Origin of the sequence: Edaphosphingomonas fennica (assembly GCF_003034225.1) — a bacterium.
GTDB classification, from domain to species: domain Bacteria; phylum Pseudomonadota; class Alphaproteobacteria; order Sphingomonadales; family Sphingomonadaceae; genus Sphingomonas_E; species Sphingomonas_E fennica.
Genome location: NZ_PHHF01000076.1, coordinates 169,004 through 182,630, shown reverse-complemented (window position 1 = coordinate 182,630; position 13,627 = coordinate 169,004). Strand labels below are relative to the sequence as shown.

14 protein-coding genes are annotated in these 13,627 nt (G+C 66.2%); 8 read left to right on the top strand and 6 right to left on the bottom strand.

All coding sequences use genetic code 11. The annotated features are described in order from the left end of the window. Nucleotides 1–148: 148 nt before the first annotated feature. From CV103_RS18870 to CV103_RS18845, 6 genes are all read left to right on the top strand, one after another. Nucleotides 149–784: a cell wall hydrolase gene (locus tag CV103_RS18870; protein ID WP_015460239.1), complete on the top strand. Its 636-nt coding sequence runs from the start codon at nucleotides 149–151 to the stop codon at nucleotides 782–784. A gap of 155 nt (nucleotides 785–939) precedes the next feature. Further along, nucleotides 940–1,719, top strand: coding sequence for a phosphoribosylaminoimidazolesuccinocarboxamide synthase (gene purC / locus CV103_RS18865; protein ID WP_015460238.1), 780 nt, complete (start codon nucleotides 940–942; stop codon nucleotides 1,717–1,719). Between the two features lie 103 nt (nucleotides 1,720–1,822). After that, nucleotides 1,823–2,059, top strand: a complete 237-nt coding sequence (purS, locus tag CV103_RS18860) for a phosphoribosylformylglycinamidine synthase subunit PurS (protein ID WP_015460237.1) — start codon at nucleotides 1,823–1,825, stop codon at nucleotides 2,057–2,059. Continuing rightward, nucleotides 2,056–2,721: a phosphoribosylformylglycinamidine synthase subunit PurQ gene (gene purQ / locus CV103_RS18855; protein ID WP_015460236.1), complete on the top strand. Its 666-nt coding sequence runs from the start codon at nucleotides 2,056–2,058 to the stop codon at nucleotides 2,719–2,721. The genes purS and purQ overlap by 4 nt, the downstream gene beginning before the upstream one ends. A 28-nt stretch (nucleotides 2,722–2,749) precedes the next feature. Continuing rightward, the gene (locus CV103_RS18850) at nucleotides 2,750–3,163 is read left to right on the top strand and encodes a GFA family protein (protein WP_041865551.1); all 414 of its coding nucleotides are present in this window, start codon (nucleotides 2,750–2,752) and stop codon (nucleotides 3,161–3,163) included. A 53-nt stretch (nucleotides 3,164–3,216) separates the two neighbouring features. After that, on the top strand, nucleotides 3,217–4,116 hold the full coding sequence (locus CV103_RS18845) for a sugar phosphate isomerase/epimerase family protein (protein WP_107395798.1): 900 nt from the start codon (nucleotides 3,217–3,219) through the stop codon (nucleotides 4,114–4,116). Here CV103_RS18845 and CV103_RS18840 read toward each other — a convergent pair. Together CV103_RS18840 and CV103_RS18835 are read right to left on the bottom strand one after the other, a co-directional pair. Continuing rightward, the gene (locus tag CV103_RS18840; RefSeq protein WP_107395797.1) at nucleotides 4,060–5,031 is read right to left on the bottom strand and encodes an SPOR domain-containing protein; all 972 of its coding nucleotides are present in this window, start codon (nucleotides 5,029–5,031) and stop codon (nucleotides 4,060–4,062) included. The two genes, CV103_RS18845 and CV103_RS18840, sit on opposite strands and share 57 nt — an antisense overlap. A 116-nt stretch (nucleotides 5,032–5,147) precedes the next feature. Further along, nucleotides 5,148–6,017, bottom strand: coding sequence for a TIGR03619 family F420-dependent LLM class oxidoreductase (locus CV103_RS18835; RefSeq protein ID WP_107395796.1), 870 nt, complete (start codon nucleotides 6,015–6,017; stop codon nucleotides 5,148–5,150). Between the two features lie 303 nt (nucleotides 6,018–6,320). Here CV103_RS18835 and CV103_RS18830 point away from each other — a divergent pair, with 303 nt between their 5' ends. Beyond that, nucleotides 6,321–8,231 (top strand): hypothetical protein, encoded by a 1,911-nt coding sequence (locus CV103_RS18830; protein WP_146163453.1) that lies wholly within the window; start codon nucleotides 6,321–6,323, stop codon nucleotides 8,229–8,231. Nucleotides 8,232–8,276: 45 nt separating this feature from the next. Here CV103_RS18830 and CV103_RS18825 read toward each other — a convergent pair whose 3' ends face one another. The 3 genes from CV103_RS18825 to cysD form a co-directional block, all read right to left on the bottom strand. After that, nucleotides 8,277–9,041, bottom strand: a complete 765-nt coding sequence (locus CV103_RS18825; protein WP_015460230.1) for a 3'(2'),5'-bisphosphate nucleotidase CysQ — start codon at nucleotides 9,039–9,041, stop codon at nucleotides 8,277–8,279. After that, complete coding sequence (gene cysN, locus CV103_RS18820; protein ID WP_070933636.1) at nucleotides 9,038–10,945, bottom strand: sulfate adenylyltransferase subunit CysN; 1,908 nt, start codon at nucleotides 10,943–10,945, stop codon at nucleotides 9,038–9,040. Before cysN ends, CV103_RS18825 begins: the two co-directional genes overlap by 4 nt. Nucleotides 10,946–11,056: 111 nt before the next feature. Continuing rightward, entirely contained in the window at nucleotides 11,057–11,983 is a 927-nt protein-coding gene (gene cysD / locus CV103_RS18815) for a sulfate adenylyltransferase subunit CysD (protein WP_015460228.1), read from the bottom strand. A gap of 218 nt (nucleotides 11,984–12,201) precedes the next feature. On the opposite strand from cysD, the gene CV103_RS18810 reads away from it, so the two are divergent. After that, complete coding sequence (locus CV103_RS18810; RefSeq protein ID WP_015460227.1) at nucleotides 12,202–12,648, top strand: nuclear transport factor 2 family protein; 447 nt, start codon at nucleotides 12,202–12,204, stop codon at nucleotides 12,646–12,648. Nucleotides 12,649–12,724: 76 nt separating this feature from the next. Here CV103_RS18810 and CV103_RS18805 read toward each other — a convergent pair whose 3' ends face one another. After that, entirely contained in the window at nucleotides 12,725–13,621 is an 897-nt protein-coding gene (locus tag CV103_RS18805; RefSeq protein WP_015460226.1) for an LOG family protein, read from the bottom strand. Nucleotides 13,622–13,627: the final 6 nt, after the last annotated feature.

Genomic DNA, 13,627 nt, shown 5'->3' with positions numbered 1-13,627 from the left:
CCGATGTGGGTGCCGATCCGGTCGCTGCGGGGGATCGCGACTATCCTGTCCCTACCCTGCTGATCGACAAGACGTGAAAGTTTCGGCCGCGCCCAAGTGTTTGGTTTTGGGGGCACGGACGGCTTTTGCGCATTCGATAGAGCCTTGAATGTCGTTCCGCGCTTCCCGCCGCCAACTCTATATCTCCGCCACCGCCGCGATGGCGATGGCCGTTCCGGCCACCTTCGGTTTCGCTTCCGAAACCTCCCTGGCCGCCACCGTTTCCGCAGCGTTTCCCGCCATCGTCGCCGAAGAGACTGCGCCCGCGATCGTCGCGGATGCTCCGGGCGAAGCGGTCGAGGCCCCTGCGCTTTCCCTGGATATTCCGGCGCGCGACACCCGCGCTGCCACCACAGCCACGGCTTCGGCCGAACGCATCGACGATCCCGAGCTGGAATGCATGGCCAAGGTCGTCCACCACGAAGCCGCGAACCAGTCGCGCGCCGGGCAGCTCGCGGTCGCCCAGCTCATCATGAACCGCCTCGAATCGGGCCGCTTCGCCGATACCGTGTGCGGCGTGGCGCACCAGCCGGGCCAGTTCTTCAACACCAACACCTATAATCCGCGCCGCACCACCGCGCAGTGGCGCACCGCCGTCGAGGTTTCGCGCGAGGCGATGGCCGGCAAGGCCCCGGATGTGATGCCGGGCGCCCTCTTCTACCACGCCTCCTACCAGGCCCCGCCGCGCTTCTTCCGCACCCGCGAACGCGCCGGCGTGCTGGGCGACCATATCTTCTACCGCTGATCGGCCGCGGCCGGCGAAGGCACCGCCCCCGCCGGCCCGGCTTTGTTGCCACATGCCCGGCCTTGAGTTATAGGCCGTCCATCCGCCTCGGCTGCGCGTCGCCCAGACGCCGCGTCCGGGGCGATCTTCTTTTAACGCCCGGGGAGCCCGCGCCCATGTCCCGCCGCCGCCAGATCTACGAAGGCAAGGCCAAGATCCTTTACGAAGGCCCAGAGCCCGGCACGCTGATCCAGTATTTCAAGGACGACGCGACCGCCTTCAACGCGCAGAAGAAGGGCACGATCTCGGGCAAGGGCGTGCTGAACAACCGGATTTCCGAGCATGTCTTCACCCTGCTCGGCCAGATCGGCGTGCCGACGCACTTCATCCGCCGCCTCAACATGCGCGAGCAACTCATTCGCCAGGTTGAAATCGTGCCGATCGAGGTGGTCGTGCGCAACGTCGCCGCCGGATCGCTCAGCAAGCGGCTGGGCATCGAGGAAGGCACGCAGCTGCCACGCACGATCATCGAATATTATTACAAGGACGATGCGCTCGGCGATCCGCTGGTGACGGACGAGCATATCGCCTGCTTCGGCTGGGCGAGCCAGGAGGAGATGCACGACATCGCCGACCTCGCCATCCGCGTGAACGATTTCATGTCCGGCCTGTTCGCGGGCGTCGGCATCCGGCTGGTCGACTTCAAGCTCGAATTCGGCCGCATCTGGGACAATGATTACAGCCGCATCATCCTGGCGGACGAAATCAGCCCCGACGGCTGCCGCCTGTGGGACATGACCTCGGGCGAGAAGCTGGACAAGGACCGTTTCCGCCGCGACCTCGGCGGCGAGGTGGAGGCCTATCAGGAGGTCGCACGCCGCCTCGGCCTGCTGCCGGAGGGCGACACCACGGTGCTCGACCTCGAAAAGCACCGCAAGAATCGCGAGAAAAAGTGACGACTTGCCGTTGGCGCGGGGCGTCCGCGCCAACGGAAGGTTGAAAGCCAGGCCCCCCGGGCGCATAAGCCCGCCAATCCAAATCATCATCGGGCTGAATCGCATGAAGGCGCGCGTCTACGTCACCCTCAAGAACGGCGTTCTGGATCCGCAGGGCCGCGCCATCCACCATGCGCTGGAGGGCCTCGGCTTTTCCGGCGTGGAGGATGTCCGCGCCGGCAAGCTGATCGAACTTTCGCTGGCCGACGGCACCAGCGACGCGGACATCGAGGCGATGTGCCGCAAGCTGCTCGCCAACACGGTCATCGAGAATTTCCGGATCGAGCGGATCGCGGCATGAAGAGCGCCGTCATCGTCTTCCCCGGATCGAACTGCGATCGCGATCTCGCCGTCGCCATCCGGGACGTCACCGGCGAGGCGCCGGCAATGGTGTGGCACCGCGAGACGGAGCTGCCCGAGGGCGTGGGCCTGATCGGCGTTCCGGGCGGCTTCTCCTACGGCGATTACCTCCGCGCCGGCGCGATGGCCGCGCGCAGCCCGGTGATGCGCGCCGTGGCCGATGCCGCCGCCCGCGGCGTGGCTGTGCTCGGCGTGTGCAACGGCTTCCAGGTGCTGACCGAGGCGGGGCTGCTGCCCGGCGCGCTGATGCGCAACGCCGGCCTCAACTTCGTCTGCCGCGACGTGACGCTGACCGTCGGCACCAGCCAGTCGGCCTTCACCTCGCGCTACGAGGTAGGCGAGGAGATCCGCATCCCCGTCGCCCATCATGACGGCAATTACACCGCCGACGCGGAAACGCTGGACCGGCTCGAGGGCGAAGGCCGCGTCGCCTTCCGCTATGGCGAGCAGGTGAACGGCTCCGCGCGCGACATCGCCGGTATCCTCAACGATGCGGGCAACGTGCTGGGCATGATGCCGCACCCCGAACGGATGATGGAGCCGGCGCACGGCCGCACCGACGGCCGCCGCCTGTTCGAAGGCCTGGTCGCGGCCATCGCCTGATGCGGGTTTGCCCGATGCGGGGCCGGCGGTGAGCGTTTCCGGCGGCTGCCTGTGCGGCGCGGTGCGCTTCACGGCCGATGCCGCGCCGCTCGGCGCCAGGGCCTGCTGGTGCCGCCTCTGCCAGTATCTGGGGGCCGGCAGCGCCACCGTGAACGTGACCTTCCCGGCCGATGCCCTGCACGTGGAGGGCGAGGTGCGCTGGCATGAGACGCTGGCCGATTCCGGCAACCACATGCGGCGCGGCTTCTGCCCGCAATGCGGCACGCAATTGTTCAGCAAGGCGGACGAGCGGCCGCACCTCACCATCATCCGGGCCGGCGCGCTGGACGATCCCGGGCTGATCGGGCCGCAGATGACGATCTGGACATCGGCCGCGCCGCGCTGGGCGCATATCGATCCCGATCTGCCGACCGACGACGCGCAGCCACCGCCGATTGCCTGAATCGAGAAGCCTCGATCCTTGCGGGCACCGCAGCGCCGTCGTCTGATAGGAGCATGGAGAGGCGCGAGAACAGGCTGATCGCCTGCCACTGGACGATCGCCGGCAACCAGCATCCGCTGCGATCGGACGGCACCAGCCCGCATTCGCTGCCGGACAGGATCAGGGCGGCCGCAGGCGCCGGGTTCAGCGGCATCGGCTTCCTCCACAGCGACCTCGCCCGCCTGCTGGAACGATACCGCCCGGCCGAGATCGCGCGGATGCTGGGCGACCATGGGCTGACCGACATCGAGGTGGAATGCCTGGGCGACTGGTTCGCCGTAGGAGAGCGGCGCCGGCAATCCGATGCCATGCGGCACATGCTGATCGAATTCGGCGCGGCGGTGGGCGCGCGCCACCTGAAGCTGATGGGGCCGATCGGCGAGGAATGGCCGCTGGAGCATCTGGCCGAATGTTATGCGGGGGTGGCGGGCGACGCCCGGGGATCGGGCGTGAGGCCCGCGATCGAGTTGCTGCCCTTTTCCGGCATCGCCGATCCCGCCACGGGGCTGAAGGTGGTGGGCGGCGCGGATGGCGGCCTCTATCTGGACATCTGGCACGTCCGCCACGGCGGCATCGATGACGACCAGATCCGCGCCATCCCGATCGATCGGATCGTGGGGATCGAGATCAACGATGCGATCCCGAACCCGGCGCGCGACATGATGGACGCCACCATCGGGGACAGGCTGCCACCGGGGCACGGCGCGCTGGACACGGCGGGCTTCGTCCGCACGATGCGGGAGATCGGCTATGCCGGGCCGATCGGCGTGGAGATCATCGCGGACGCCCATCGCGCCCTGCCGCTGGACGAGGCCGTGCGCATTGCCTTTACGAGCGCCACGGCCTGCGCCGCCGGATCAGGAAGCGACGACGGGGAAGCAATCGAAGCCGGCGGCGGCGGCGGCGGCGCATAGCCGGATCGAATCCGCCCGGCTGCCGAGCGGGCCGACCTCCACGCGCACCAGCTTCTTCCCCGGCACGGCTTCGTAGCGCGGCTTGAAGCCGGCGACATCGGCCATCCGCGCGCTGATCTTCCGCCAGGCGCCCTGCGCCGCATCCTCGCCCGAAAAGGCGCCGAGCTGGATGCGCCACGAGGCCGACGACGCGTCCATGGCGGCAGCGCGGGAAGCGACCGCGGCCGCCTGCTTTGCGGCCGGCGATGCCGCCGCCAGCGCCGTCGGCGCGGCGCGCGCGGCCGGAGCGGCGGCCGTCCTGACGCGATCGCCGCGCTCCCACGCCGCGAGCTGGACGCGATAATCGTCATAGGCGCGGTAGAAATCGTCGAACGGCCGCTCCAGCCTGGCCAGCGCGGACATGGCGAAGGCGGGGAAGGCCCCCGTTCCCACGCCGCGCGCCTCGGTCGCGACATCGCGGGCGACGGCGCAGAAGCCGGCCTGGGCAGGCGGCTGCGCGTAGAAATTGTAGAGCTGCGTCATGTGGCGATCGAGGGCGACATTGCCGCCGGACCTGTGCCCCGCCACCTCCGCCGCATAGGCTTTCGCGAACAGGCTTTTCCGCTGCGTGAGCAACGCATTGTAATCGGCGGGGATATTGGTGCCCGAACAGCTCAGCGCGGCGACGTTGAGCGCGGAGCGGAGGTGCCAGACGGCCTCGTCCTGCCCGAGCCCGTCATTGATGGTGCGATAGCCGCCCTGCCCGTCCGCCGGCGGGACGACCAGATTGGTCGCGGCACCGGCCGGGGGCACGGGCCGGGCGGCGGACGGCTGTTCGGGCCGGGCCTGCCGTTTCGAGGCGCAACCGGCCAGAAGCGCGATCCCCGCCACCAGCGCCGCCCCGGCAAAGGCCTTTCCATCAGATCGCGCCTGCATCGCCCCCCTCCCCGCTGATATGCTTGGGAATCTGCCGCAATCGGCGCCCATGGGGAATCGCGCCCGCGCCCGCCCGTGCCGGGAGCGCGGCGGATTCCCGCCGATCGGCCGAAAGCTCAGGCGAAAGCGCGGATATAATCGCGGGCGAAGGCGTCCATCGCGCGCTTCTTCTCGTCGATCGTCGATCGCGGGCCGATGGTGAGCATGAAGGGATAGGCGACGGTGGCATCCATGCCGGCCGCGTGCAGGCGCTTCAGCTCATCGACGCTGGCCGGCCGGGTGAGCGGCAGGATGGTTTCGAACGGCTGGTCCGCCCGGCCGGCCTCCGCGCGCAGGCGCTTCAGGGTGGCGAGCAGTTCGGGCACGTCCTCCGGCGCATCGCCGCCGCCGATCCAGCCATCGCCCAGCCGCGCCGCGCGCTTCCACGCGACCTCGCCCGATCCGCCGATATAGATGGGCAGCGCATAGCCGGGCATCGGCTCCAGCCGGACCGGCCCGAAATCGTAGAATTCGCCATGATGCTCGATCGCGCCGCCGCCCCAGAGCTTGCGGGTGGCGCGGATCGCCTCGTCCAGCCGCGCGCCGCGCCGTTCGAAGGGGATGCCGGCGGCGTCGAACTCCTCCTTCATCCAGCCCGGCGCCACGCCGACGATCGCGCGGTTGCCGGAAAGCAGCGCCAGCGTGCCGGTGGCCTTGGCGGTGACGATCGGGTGCCGGGTCGCCATGGTGTAGATGGCGGCGGCGAAGCGCAGCCGGCTCGTCACCGCCGCCTGCGCCGCCATCGTCACCCAGAGATCGGGATAGGCCCAGTCGGTGGGCATCGGCGCCGCGCCGTCGGGCGACATGGGATAGCGGCTGCGGATGACATCGGGAAAACAGAAATGATCGCCGTGCATGACGCCGTCAAAGCCGACCTCCTCGGCGAAGCGGGCGCATTCGATCTGCTGATCGGTTTCGATCCAGCTCAGATTCTGCCAGAATTTCATGCTCTCAAGGCTCCCTTCCCTGCGGACGATAATGGCGCAAATCGGGAAGGAAGGCTGCCGGCTTCGCTTATGGTTTCGGGCGGAGCGTTCCGGATTTTGCTTCGATGCGGGTTAGAGCGGCCGGCTGGGAAATCCCGGAAAAACAATCCAAACAGATGCAGGTCTCGACCTATCCGCAAGCAGATCACCTCGACCATCGCAGATAAATTTCCCCTTCAGAAAATCTAATCAATTCTATTTTCGAATTGATGATCCATCGAAAATCATAATATCATCGTGGCAGCCTTTGGGGGGAGGCATTCCATGACACGCTTTTCAGCATCTTTATTGATCGCGTCATCGCTGCTGGCCGGCTGCGCAACGATCCGCACCACGCCATATCGGGAACAGACCGTGGAGGCGGGAGATGCCCTGCCGGGTTTGACCTACAGGCTGCCGATGGCGCAATACGAACTGACGATCGTGCGAACTCTTGCCGAATGCCCAGGTGGCATGATCGAAGGCAAACCGACGAGCCTCAAATTCTCCACCGATGTCGCGGCCGAGAAAAGCTATGTCCCCGGCGAGGCCTATATGCTGGACCCGCGGCTAACCGGCTTCCTCAAGACCTCCAGCCTGGAAATGAACTATTATCCCAACGGCACACTGAAATCGATCGGCGTGGCGGCGGAAGATCGCACCGGTCAGGTCGTCGAGAACGCCGCCAAGATCGCCGCCGCCGGCGTCATGCTGGCGGCGGGAGTGCCGCCAGTTGCGGTGGTAGCGGGCGCAGGTGCCGCCGCCATACCGCCGACTTCCGGCGACGCGAACGTGCTGTCCAACAAATCCAGCAATTTCAAATTGCAGCCGATTGGGCCAACGCAGGTAATCTGCACCGATGAGGCGAAGCAGAACCTGAAAACGCTCACCGATGCCGACAAGGCGATCAAGGAAGAGACGAAGGCGCTGATCGGCGCCAACAAGGCCATGGAAGAGCTGACCGAGGAACTCAGGCTCAAGCTGAAGACGCCCCGGCAAGCAAAGGGGCGGTGGCAGGCGATATTGCTGGAACAGCGCCGGGCGAATGCCGCCATCGAAGGCGCCAAGGACAGCAAGGCCAAGGCCTTGGAAGCGCTGAGCGTGAAAGAAATCGCACGCTGGCCGGAGCATTATGGCGAGGCCGGCCGCCAACAGGATTTGCCGCTGGGGAATAGCGCGCGCGAGAAACTGGAAAAGCTGGTGACCATGGGCACCGCCCAGCGTGTCGTCCCGGTGGGCGGGGTGGACATGTCCGCGCTATCCAGCGAGATACGGGCGCTTGCCGGCATGAAAGCCGTATCGCCATTCGGAAACAGCACCACCAAGGCACAATCCACGGATCTCGCCGCTGAGTTGGCGAGCGCCGCCAGGCAATCCACGCCCACGGTCCCGGCCGAATGCCTCGGCAGCAGCACGCTGAAAGCCTGCCTGGAACATCACCTCGAGCTGCACCTGGCCGTCCGCACCGAATGGCCCCTTGCCAAGGACTGCGCGGCAGGAGCCCCCAACGATGCGGAGTGCCTGCACAAACGCCTGACCGACGAAGCGGTCGACGATCTTGATAAGGCCTATCGCATCCGGCACGCCCGCGACACGGCATATGACGAAGGCGTCTTCATTCGCGAGCCCGCGCAGGGGAAGCTGCTCGTCTGCCGCAAGGCACTCGCCACGGACGTCGGCTGCGCCCTCGAAGATGATCTGGCCGAAGTGGAGGCAGCCAATTTCCCGCAGCTCGGCCAGTTGCGCTTCCTGAAGTTCAAGGTCCCCATGTTCCAGGCCAAGGATCTGGGCGTGTTCCTGAGCGCGGACGGACGGCTCGAACGTTATTATCTGAAATCGACCAAGGCCGCACTTGAGACCGCAACAGCCTCGGCCGCCAACGCGGCGACGACCATGGCCGATGCCATGGAAAAACGTGAAACGGAACGCCGATCCGACCTGGAATATGCGCAGAGCGAAAAGAGCAAGGCGCTGACCGCGCAGATCGCGGAGCTGGAAAATGCCGAAAAGCTGCGGAAACTCCAGCAGCCGCCCTCAAGCGATCCTTTGAAGCCACTGCGCGAAGCCGCCGCGGAAAATGAGGCGCATATAGCGCAGCTCCAATCGCAGCTTGCGCGGGAACAACTGGAAGCCGCGCTCAATAGCGGAGACGATGCGGCGGCGCGTGCCTTGCTCGCTATCCTGAAGGAGCAGTAGTCCGAAACCGGGGTAGCCCTGGAAAAGGGCTACCCCGGGCGATCGTCAGGCCGCTTCCAGTTCCCGGATCAGCGCCAGCACCTGATCGGCATAGCTGGGCGGGCAGATCAGGAGATCGGGGAGGTAGACATCCGCCTGGTTGTAGACGAGCGGGCTGCCGTCGATGCGGCTGACGTGGAGGCCCGCCGCCTGCGCCACCGCGACGGGGGCGCAGCTGTCCCATTCATATTGGCCGCCGGAGTGGAGGTAGATCTCCGCCTCGCCGCGCACCACCGCCATCGCCTTGGCGCCGGCCGAACCCATCGGCACCAGCTCCGCGCCCAGCTTCTCGGCGACCGCCACCGCTTCCCGCGCGGGGCGGGTGCGGCTGACGAGCATGCGCGGCTTGCCCCTACCGACGAGCGCGCCGAAGCTGCGTTCGGTGCAGAGCGTGAGCGGGATGCCGGGCAGCGCCACCGCGCCGACCGTGGCCCGGCCGTTGACCGCGAGCGCGACATGGACCGCCCAGTCGGTGCGTTCCTCGCCATATTCGCGGGTGCCGTCGAGGGGATCGACGATCCACACACGCTCGCGCTTCAGGCGCTCGGGGTTGTCCTTCTCCTCCTCCGACAGCACGGCGTCGTCGGGGCGCTGCTGCTTCAGCGCCTCCATGATGAAGGCGTTGGCGACGCGATCGCCCGCCTTGCCCAGCGCCTTGCCTTCGAACAGCCCCGATTTCTGGAGGGTGACGAGGATGTGGCCGGCGGTTTCCGCGATGCGGCGAGCGAGATCGACGTCCGATCCGATGATGCCTTCGAACAGCGTGCTCATTTCAGCAGCTCCTCGACGATCAGGTCGGCGGCTTCCTCGGGCGTCATCTTCGTCGTGTCGATGCGGACCTCGGGATTGGCCGGTGCCTCATAGGGGCTGTCGATGCCGGTGAAGTTGGCGAGCTGGCCGGAGCGCGCCTTCTTGTAGAGGCCCTTCACGTCGCGCGCCTCGGCATCGGCCAGCGGCGTATCGATATGCACCTCGAAGAATTCGCCCGGCGCCATCATGTCGCGCACCATCTGCCGTTCCTGGCGGAAAGGCGAGATGAAGGCGGTGATGACGATCAGGCCCGCATCGGTCATCAGCTTCGCCACCTCGCCGACACGGCGGATATTCTCCACGCGATCGGCATCGGTGAAGCCGAGATCCTTGTTCAGGCCGTGGCGGACATTGTCGCCGTCGAGCAGGAAGGTGTGCCGGTTCATCCGGTGCAGCTTCTTTTCCACCAGGTTGGCGATGGTGGACTTGCCCGCGCCCGAAAGCCCCGTGAACCACAGCACCGCCGGCTTCTGGTTCTTGAGGTTGGCATGCGCCTCGCGGCTGATGTCCAGCGCCTGCCAGTGGACATTCTGCGCGCGCCGGAGCGAGAAGTGCAGCATGCCGGCCGCCACGGTGGCGTTGGTGAGCTTGTCGATCAGGATGAAGCCGCCCAGATCGCGGTTCGCCTCATAGGGTTCGAACACCAGCGGCCGATCGGTCGACAGGTTGGCGACGCCGATGGCGTTCAGATCCAGCGTCTTGGCCGCCAGATGCTCCATCGTGTTGACGTTGACCTGATATTTGGGCGCCTGGATGCTGGCCGTCACCGTCTGGGTGCCGAGCTTCAGCCAATAGGGACGGCCGGGGAGCATCTCCTCATCCGCCATCCAGACGATCGTCGCCTCGAACTGGTCGGCCGCCTGGGGCGGCGTATCGGCGACGGACAGCACGTCCCCGCGCGAGCAATCCACCTCGTCGGCCAGCGTGATGGTGACGGACTGGCCGGCCACCGCCTCGTCGAGATCGCCGTCCATGGTGACGATGCGGGCGACGGTGGAGGTCTTGCCCGAAGGCAGGACGCGCACCGCATCGCCCGGCCGCACCGTGCCGGTGGCGACAAGCCCCGAGAATCCGCGGAAATCCAGGTTCGGGCGGTTCACCCACTGCACCGGCATGCGGAACGGCTTGGCCTGATCGGTGGTGACGTCCAGCTCCACCGTCTCGAGATGCTCGATCAGCGCGGGGCCTTGATACCAGGGCGTGTTGGGCGACGGGCCGGTGATGTTGTCGCCCTTGAAGCCGGAAATCGGCATCGCCACGAAATCGCCGATCCCGATCGAGGTGGCGAAAACGCGATAATCCTCGACGATCGCCTCATATTGTTCCTGATCGTAATCGATCAGGTCCATCTTGTTCACCGCCAGCACGATATTCTTGATGCCGATCAGGTGGGCGAGGTAGCTGTGCCGCCGCGTCTGGGTGAGCACGCCCTTGCGCGCGTCGATCAGGATCACGGCGAGATCGGCGGTGGACGCGCCCGTCACCATGTTGCGGGTATATTGTTCATGCCCCGGCGTGTCGGCGACGATGAACTTGCGCTTTTCCGTCGAGAAGAAGCGGTAGGCGACGTCGATGGTGATGCCCTGCTCGCGCTCGGCGGCGAGGCCGTCGACCAGCAGGGCGAAATCGATATTCTGCCCCTGCGTGCCGACGCGCTTGGAATCCGCCTCCAGCGCGGCGAGCTGATCCTCGAAGATCATCTTGGAATCATAGAGCAGCCGGCCGATCAGCGTGGACTTGCCGTCATCCACCGAACCGCAGGTGATGAAGCGCAGCAGCGACTTGTGCTGGTGCTGCTTCAGATAGGCGTCGATATCCTCGGCGATGAGGTCCTGCGCCTTGTAGGAGCTTTCATTGGTCGTCATGGTTCAATCCCGTCATCCCAGCGCGGGCTGGGATCTCTTGCGGTTGAGAGCATGCTCTCGGGGAGGGAGATCCTGACCTTCGTCAGGATGACGCACGGCCGCCGCCGTCCGTCAGAAATATCCCTCCTGCTTCTTCTTCTCCATGCTGGCGGCCTGATCGTGGTCGATCGCGCGGCCCTGGCGTTCGGACGTGGTGGTGAGGAGCATCTCCTGGATCACCTCCGGCAGCGTCTTCGCCTCGCTCTCCACGGCGCCGGTCAGCGGGTAGCAGCCGAGCGTGCGGAAGCGGATCGACTTCATCTCCGGCACCTCGCCGGGGCGCAGCGGGAAGCGATCGTCGTCCACCATCAGGGTCAGCCCGTCGCGCACCACCGTGGGGCGCGGGGCGGAGAAATAGAGGGGAACGATCGGGATGTTCTCCAGGTGGATATATTGCCAGATATCCAGCTCGGTCCAGTTGGAGATGGGGAAGACGCGGATGCTCTCCCCCTTCGCCTTGCGCGCATTGTAGAGGCGCCACAGCTCCGGCCGCTGGTTCTTCGGGTCCCACCGGTGATTGGCCGAGCGGAAGGAGAAGATGCGTTCCTTGGCGCGGCTCTTCTCCTCGTCGCGGCGCGCGCCGCCGAAGGCCGCGTCGAAGCCGTATTTGTCGAGCGCCTGCTTCAGCCCTTCCGTCTTCCACATGTCGGTGTGGAGCGATCCGTGATCGAACGGGTTGATGCCGCGTTCCATGGCTTCGGGGTTGTGATAGACCAGCAGCTCCATGCCGCTTTCCTTCGCCATCCGGTCGCGAAGCTCATACATCGCCCTGAACTTCCACGTCGTATCGACATGGAGCAGCGGAAAGGGCGGCGGCGAGGGATAGAAGGCCTTGCGCGCCAGATGCAGCATGACCGCCGAATCCTTGCCGACCGAATAGAGCATCACCGGCCGTTCGACCTCGGACACCACCTCGCGCAGGATATGGATGCTTTCCGCCTCGAGACGCTGGAGATGCGTCAGGTTCACGCCGGCGGGCGCGCTGGGATTATCGCTCACTCTCTCTCGCTCTTTTTCTGTCTTCAGCGGCGGGCGCCGGCCCACCGATCCCTGCCGTTCAAGCTAGGTGGAGCGACAGGAAGGCGGCAAGGCCGGCGACTTCATCCTGAATGACGTGCCTTTCGCCCCGGCGCCATAAAGCGATTCTTGGGGCGGATGCGGGCTTTTCCATCAGCCGCCCACCGGACAATCTGGCCACGGACAAAGGAGAGGCACGGATGGACGCGATCGAGAGGCTGCTGGCCATCGAGGAGATAAAGACGCTGAAGGCGCGATATTTCCGCTGCATGGACCTGAAGGACTGGAGCGGCCTGCGCGCCGTGTTCACGGACGACCTGCACGCGGATTTCCGCGAGGGCACCGATCCGCCCAACCCGCAGGCCCTGATCGCGGGCGCGGACGCCTATATCGCGATGCTGGCGCCGATCCTGGCCAACATCACCACCGTGCACCACGGCCACATGCCCGAAATCGCCTTCACATCGCCGAAGCTGGCCACCGGTATCTGGGCGATGGAGGACAAATTATGGGTGGGGCCGGGCGCGACCGTGCCCTACACCTTCCTGCACGGATACGGCCATTATCACGAGACCTACCGGCACGAGGCGGACGGCTGGCGGATCGCCAGCGTGCGGCTGACGCGGCTCAGGATCGATATCTCCTGAGGCATGGGGCCGGAGGGCCCGGAGGAGCCGGCCCACGCCGCCCCGGACCCCGCCGGGGTGGCGGTGGAGCCGGCGGCTATTCCGCCGCCTGCTGCTGCTCGCGCTGCTCCAGCTCGCGCTTCGCCCAATAGGCGTTCACATGATTCCAGGCTTCGTCCGCCGTTTCCACGAAGCGGAACAGCTTGAGATCGTTGGGCGAAACCACGCCTTCCTCGACCAGCGCCTCGAAATCGATCACGCGATCCCAGAATTCGCGGCCGAAGAACAGGATCGGCAGTGGCTTCATCTTGCCGGTCTGGATCAGGGTGAGCAGCTCGAACGTCTCGTCGAAGGTGCCGAAGCCGCCGGGGAACACCGCCACCGCGCGCGCATGGAGCAGGAAATGCATCTTGCGCAGCGCGAAATAGTGGAACTGGAAGCTCAATGACGGCGTGACATATTCGTTGGGCGCCTGCTCATGCGGCAGCACGATGTTGAGCCCGATCGAATCCGCGCCGACATCGGCGGCGCCGCGATTGGCGGCTTCCATGATCGAGGGGCCGCCGCCCGAGCAGACGACGAACTGCCGCCGCCCTTCCGCGTCGAGCGGGGACTGGCTGGCGAGCGCGGCGAGCTTGCGCGCCTCGTCATAATAATGCGCCTTGGCCTTCAGCCGTTCGGCGATGCGGCGCTGCGTATCGGTGACGGCGGCATCGACCAGCATGTCGGCCTTGGCCGGCTCCGGTATGCGGGCCGATCCATACATCACGAAGGTGGAACCGATATTCGCCTCGTTCAGCAGAAGCTGCGGCTTCATCAGCTCGAGCTGGAAGCGCACCGGGCGCAGATCGTCCCGCAGCAGGAAATCCATGTCCTGGAAGGCGAGCCGGTAGGCGGGATCGGTGGTCTGGGGCGCCGGCGTCACATGCCGCGCGGAAGCGGCGTCGTCCTTCGCGGGCGGGAAGACGCGCTTGGGAATCTCTCGGTTACTCATGGAAAG

Excerpts from the sequence above, each read along its gene's own strand:
- CV103_RS18840 (WP_107395797.1), bottom strand. The coding sequence starts at position 5,031 with ATGCAGGCGCGATCTGATGGAAAGGCCTTTGCCGGGGCGGCGCTGGTG.
- purC (WP_015460238.1), top strand. The coding sequence starts at position 940 with ATGTCCCGCCGCCGCCAGATCTACGAAGGCAAGGCCAAGATCCTTTAC.
- purS (WP_015460237.1), top strand. The coding sequence starts at position 1,823 with ATGAAGGCGCGCGTCTACGTCACCCTCAAGAACGGCGTTCTGGATCCG.
- CV103_RS18835 (WP_107395796.1), bottom strand. The coding sequence starts at position 6,017 with ATGAAATTCTGGCAGAATCTGAGCTGGATCGAAACCGATCAGCAGATC.
- CV103_RS18870 (WP_015460239.1), top strand. The coding sequence starts at position 149 with ATGTCGTTCCGCGCTTCCCGCCGCCAACTCTATATCTCCGCCACCGCC.
- CV103_RS18825 (WP_015460230.1), bottom strand. The coding sequence starts at position 9,041 with ATGAGCACGCTGTTCGAAGGCATCATCGGATCGGACGTCGATCTCGCT.
- cysN (WP_070933636.1), bottom strand. The coding sequence starts at position 10,945 with ATGACGACCAATGAAAGCTCCTACAAGGCGCAGGACCTCATCGCCGAG.
- CV103_RS18845 (WP_107395798.1), top strand. The coding sequence starts at position 3,217 with ATGGAGAGGCGCGAGAACAGGCTGATCGCCTGCCACTGGACGATCGCC.
- CV103_RS18805 (WP_015460226.1), bottom strand. The coding sequence starts at position 13,621 with ATGAGTAACCGAGAGATTCCCAAGCGCGTCTTCCCGCCCGCGAAGGAC.
- CV103_RS18810 (WP_015460227.1), top strand. The coding sequence starts at position 12,202 with ATGGACGCGATCGAGAGGCTGCTGGCCATCGAGGAGATAAAGACGCTG.
- purQ (WP_015460236.1), top strand. The coding sequence starts at position 2,056 with ATGAAGAGCGCCGTCATCGTCTTCCCCGGATCGAACTGCGATCGCGAT.
- CV103_RS18830 (WP_146163453.1), top strand. The coding sequence starts at position 6,321 with ATGACACGCTTTTCAGCATCTTTATTGATCGCGTCATCGCTGCTGGCC.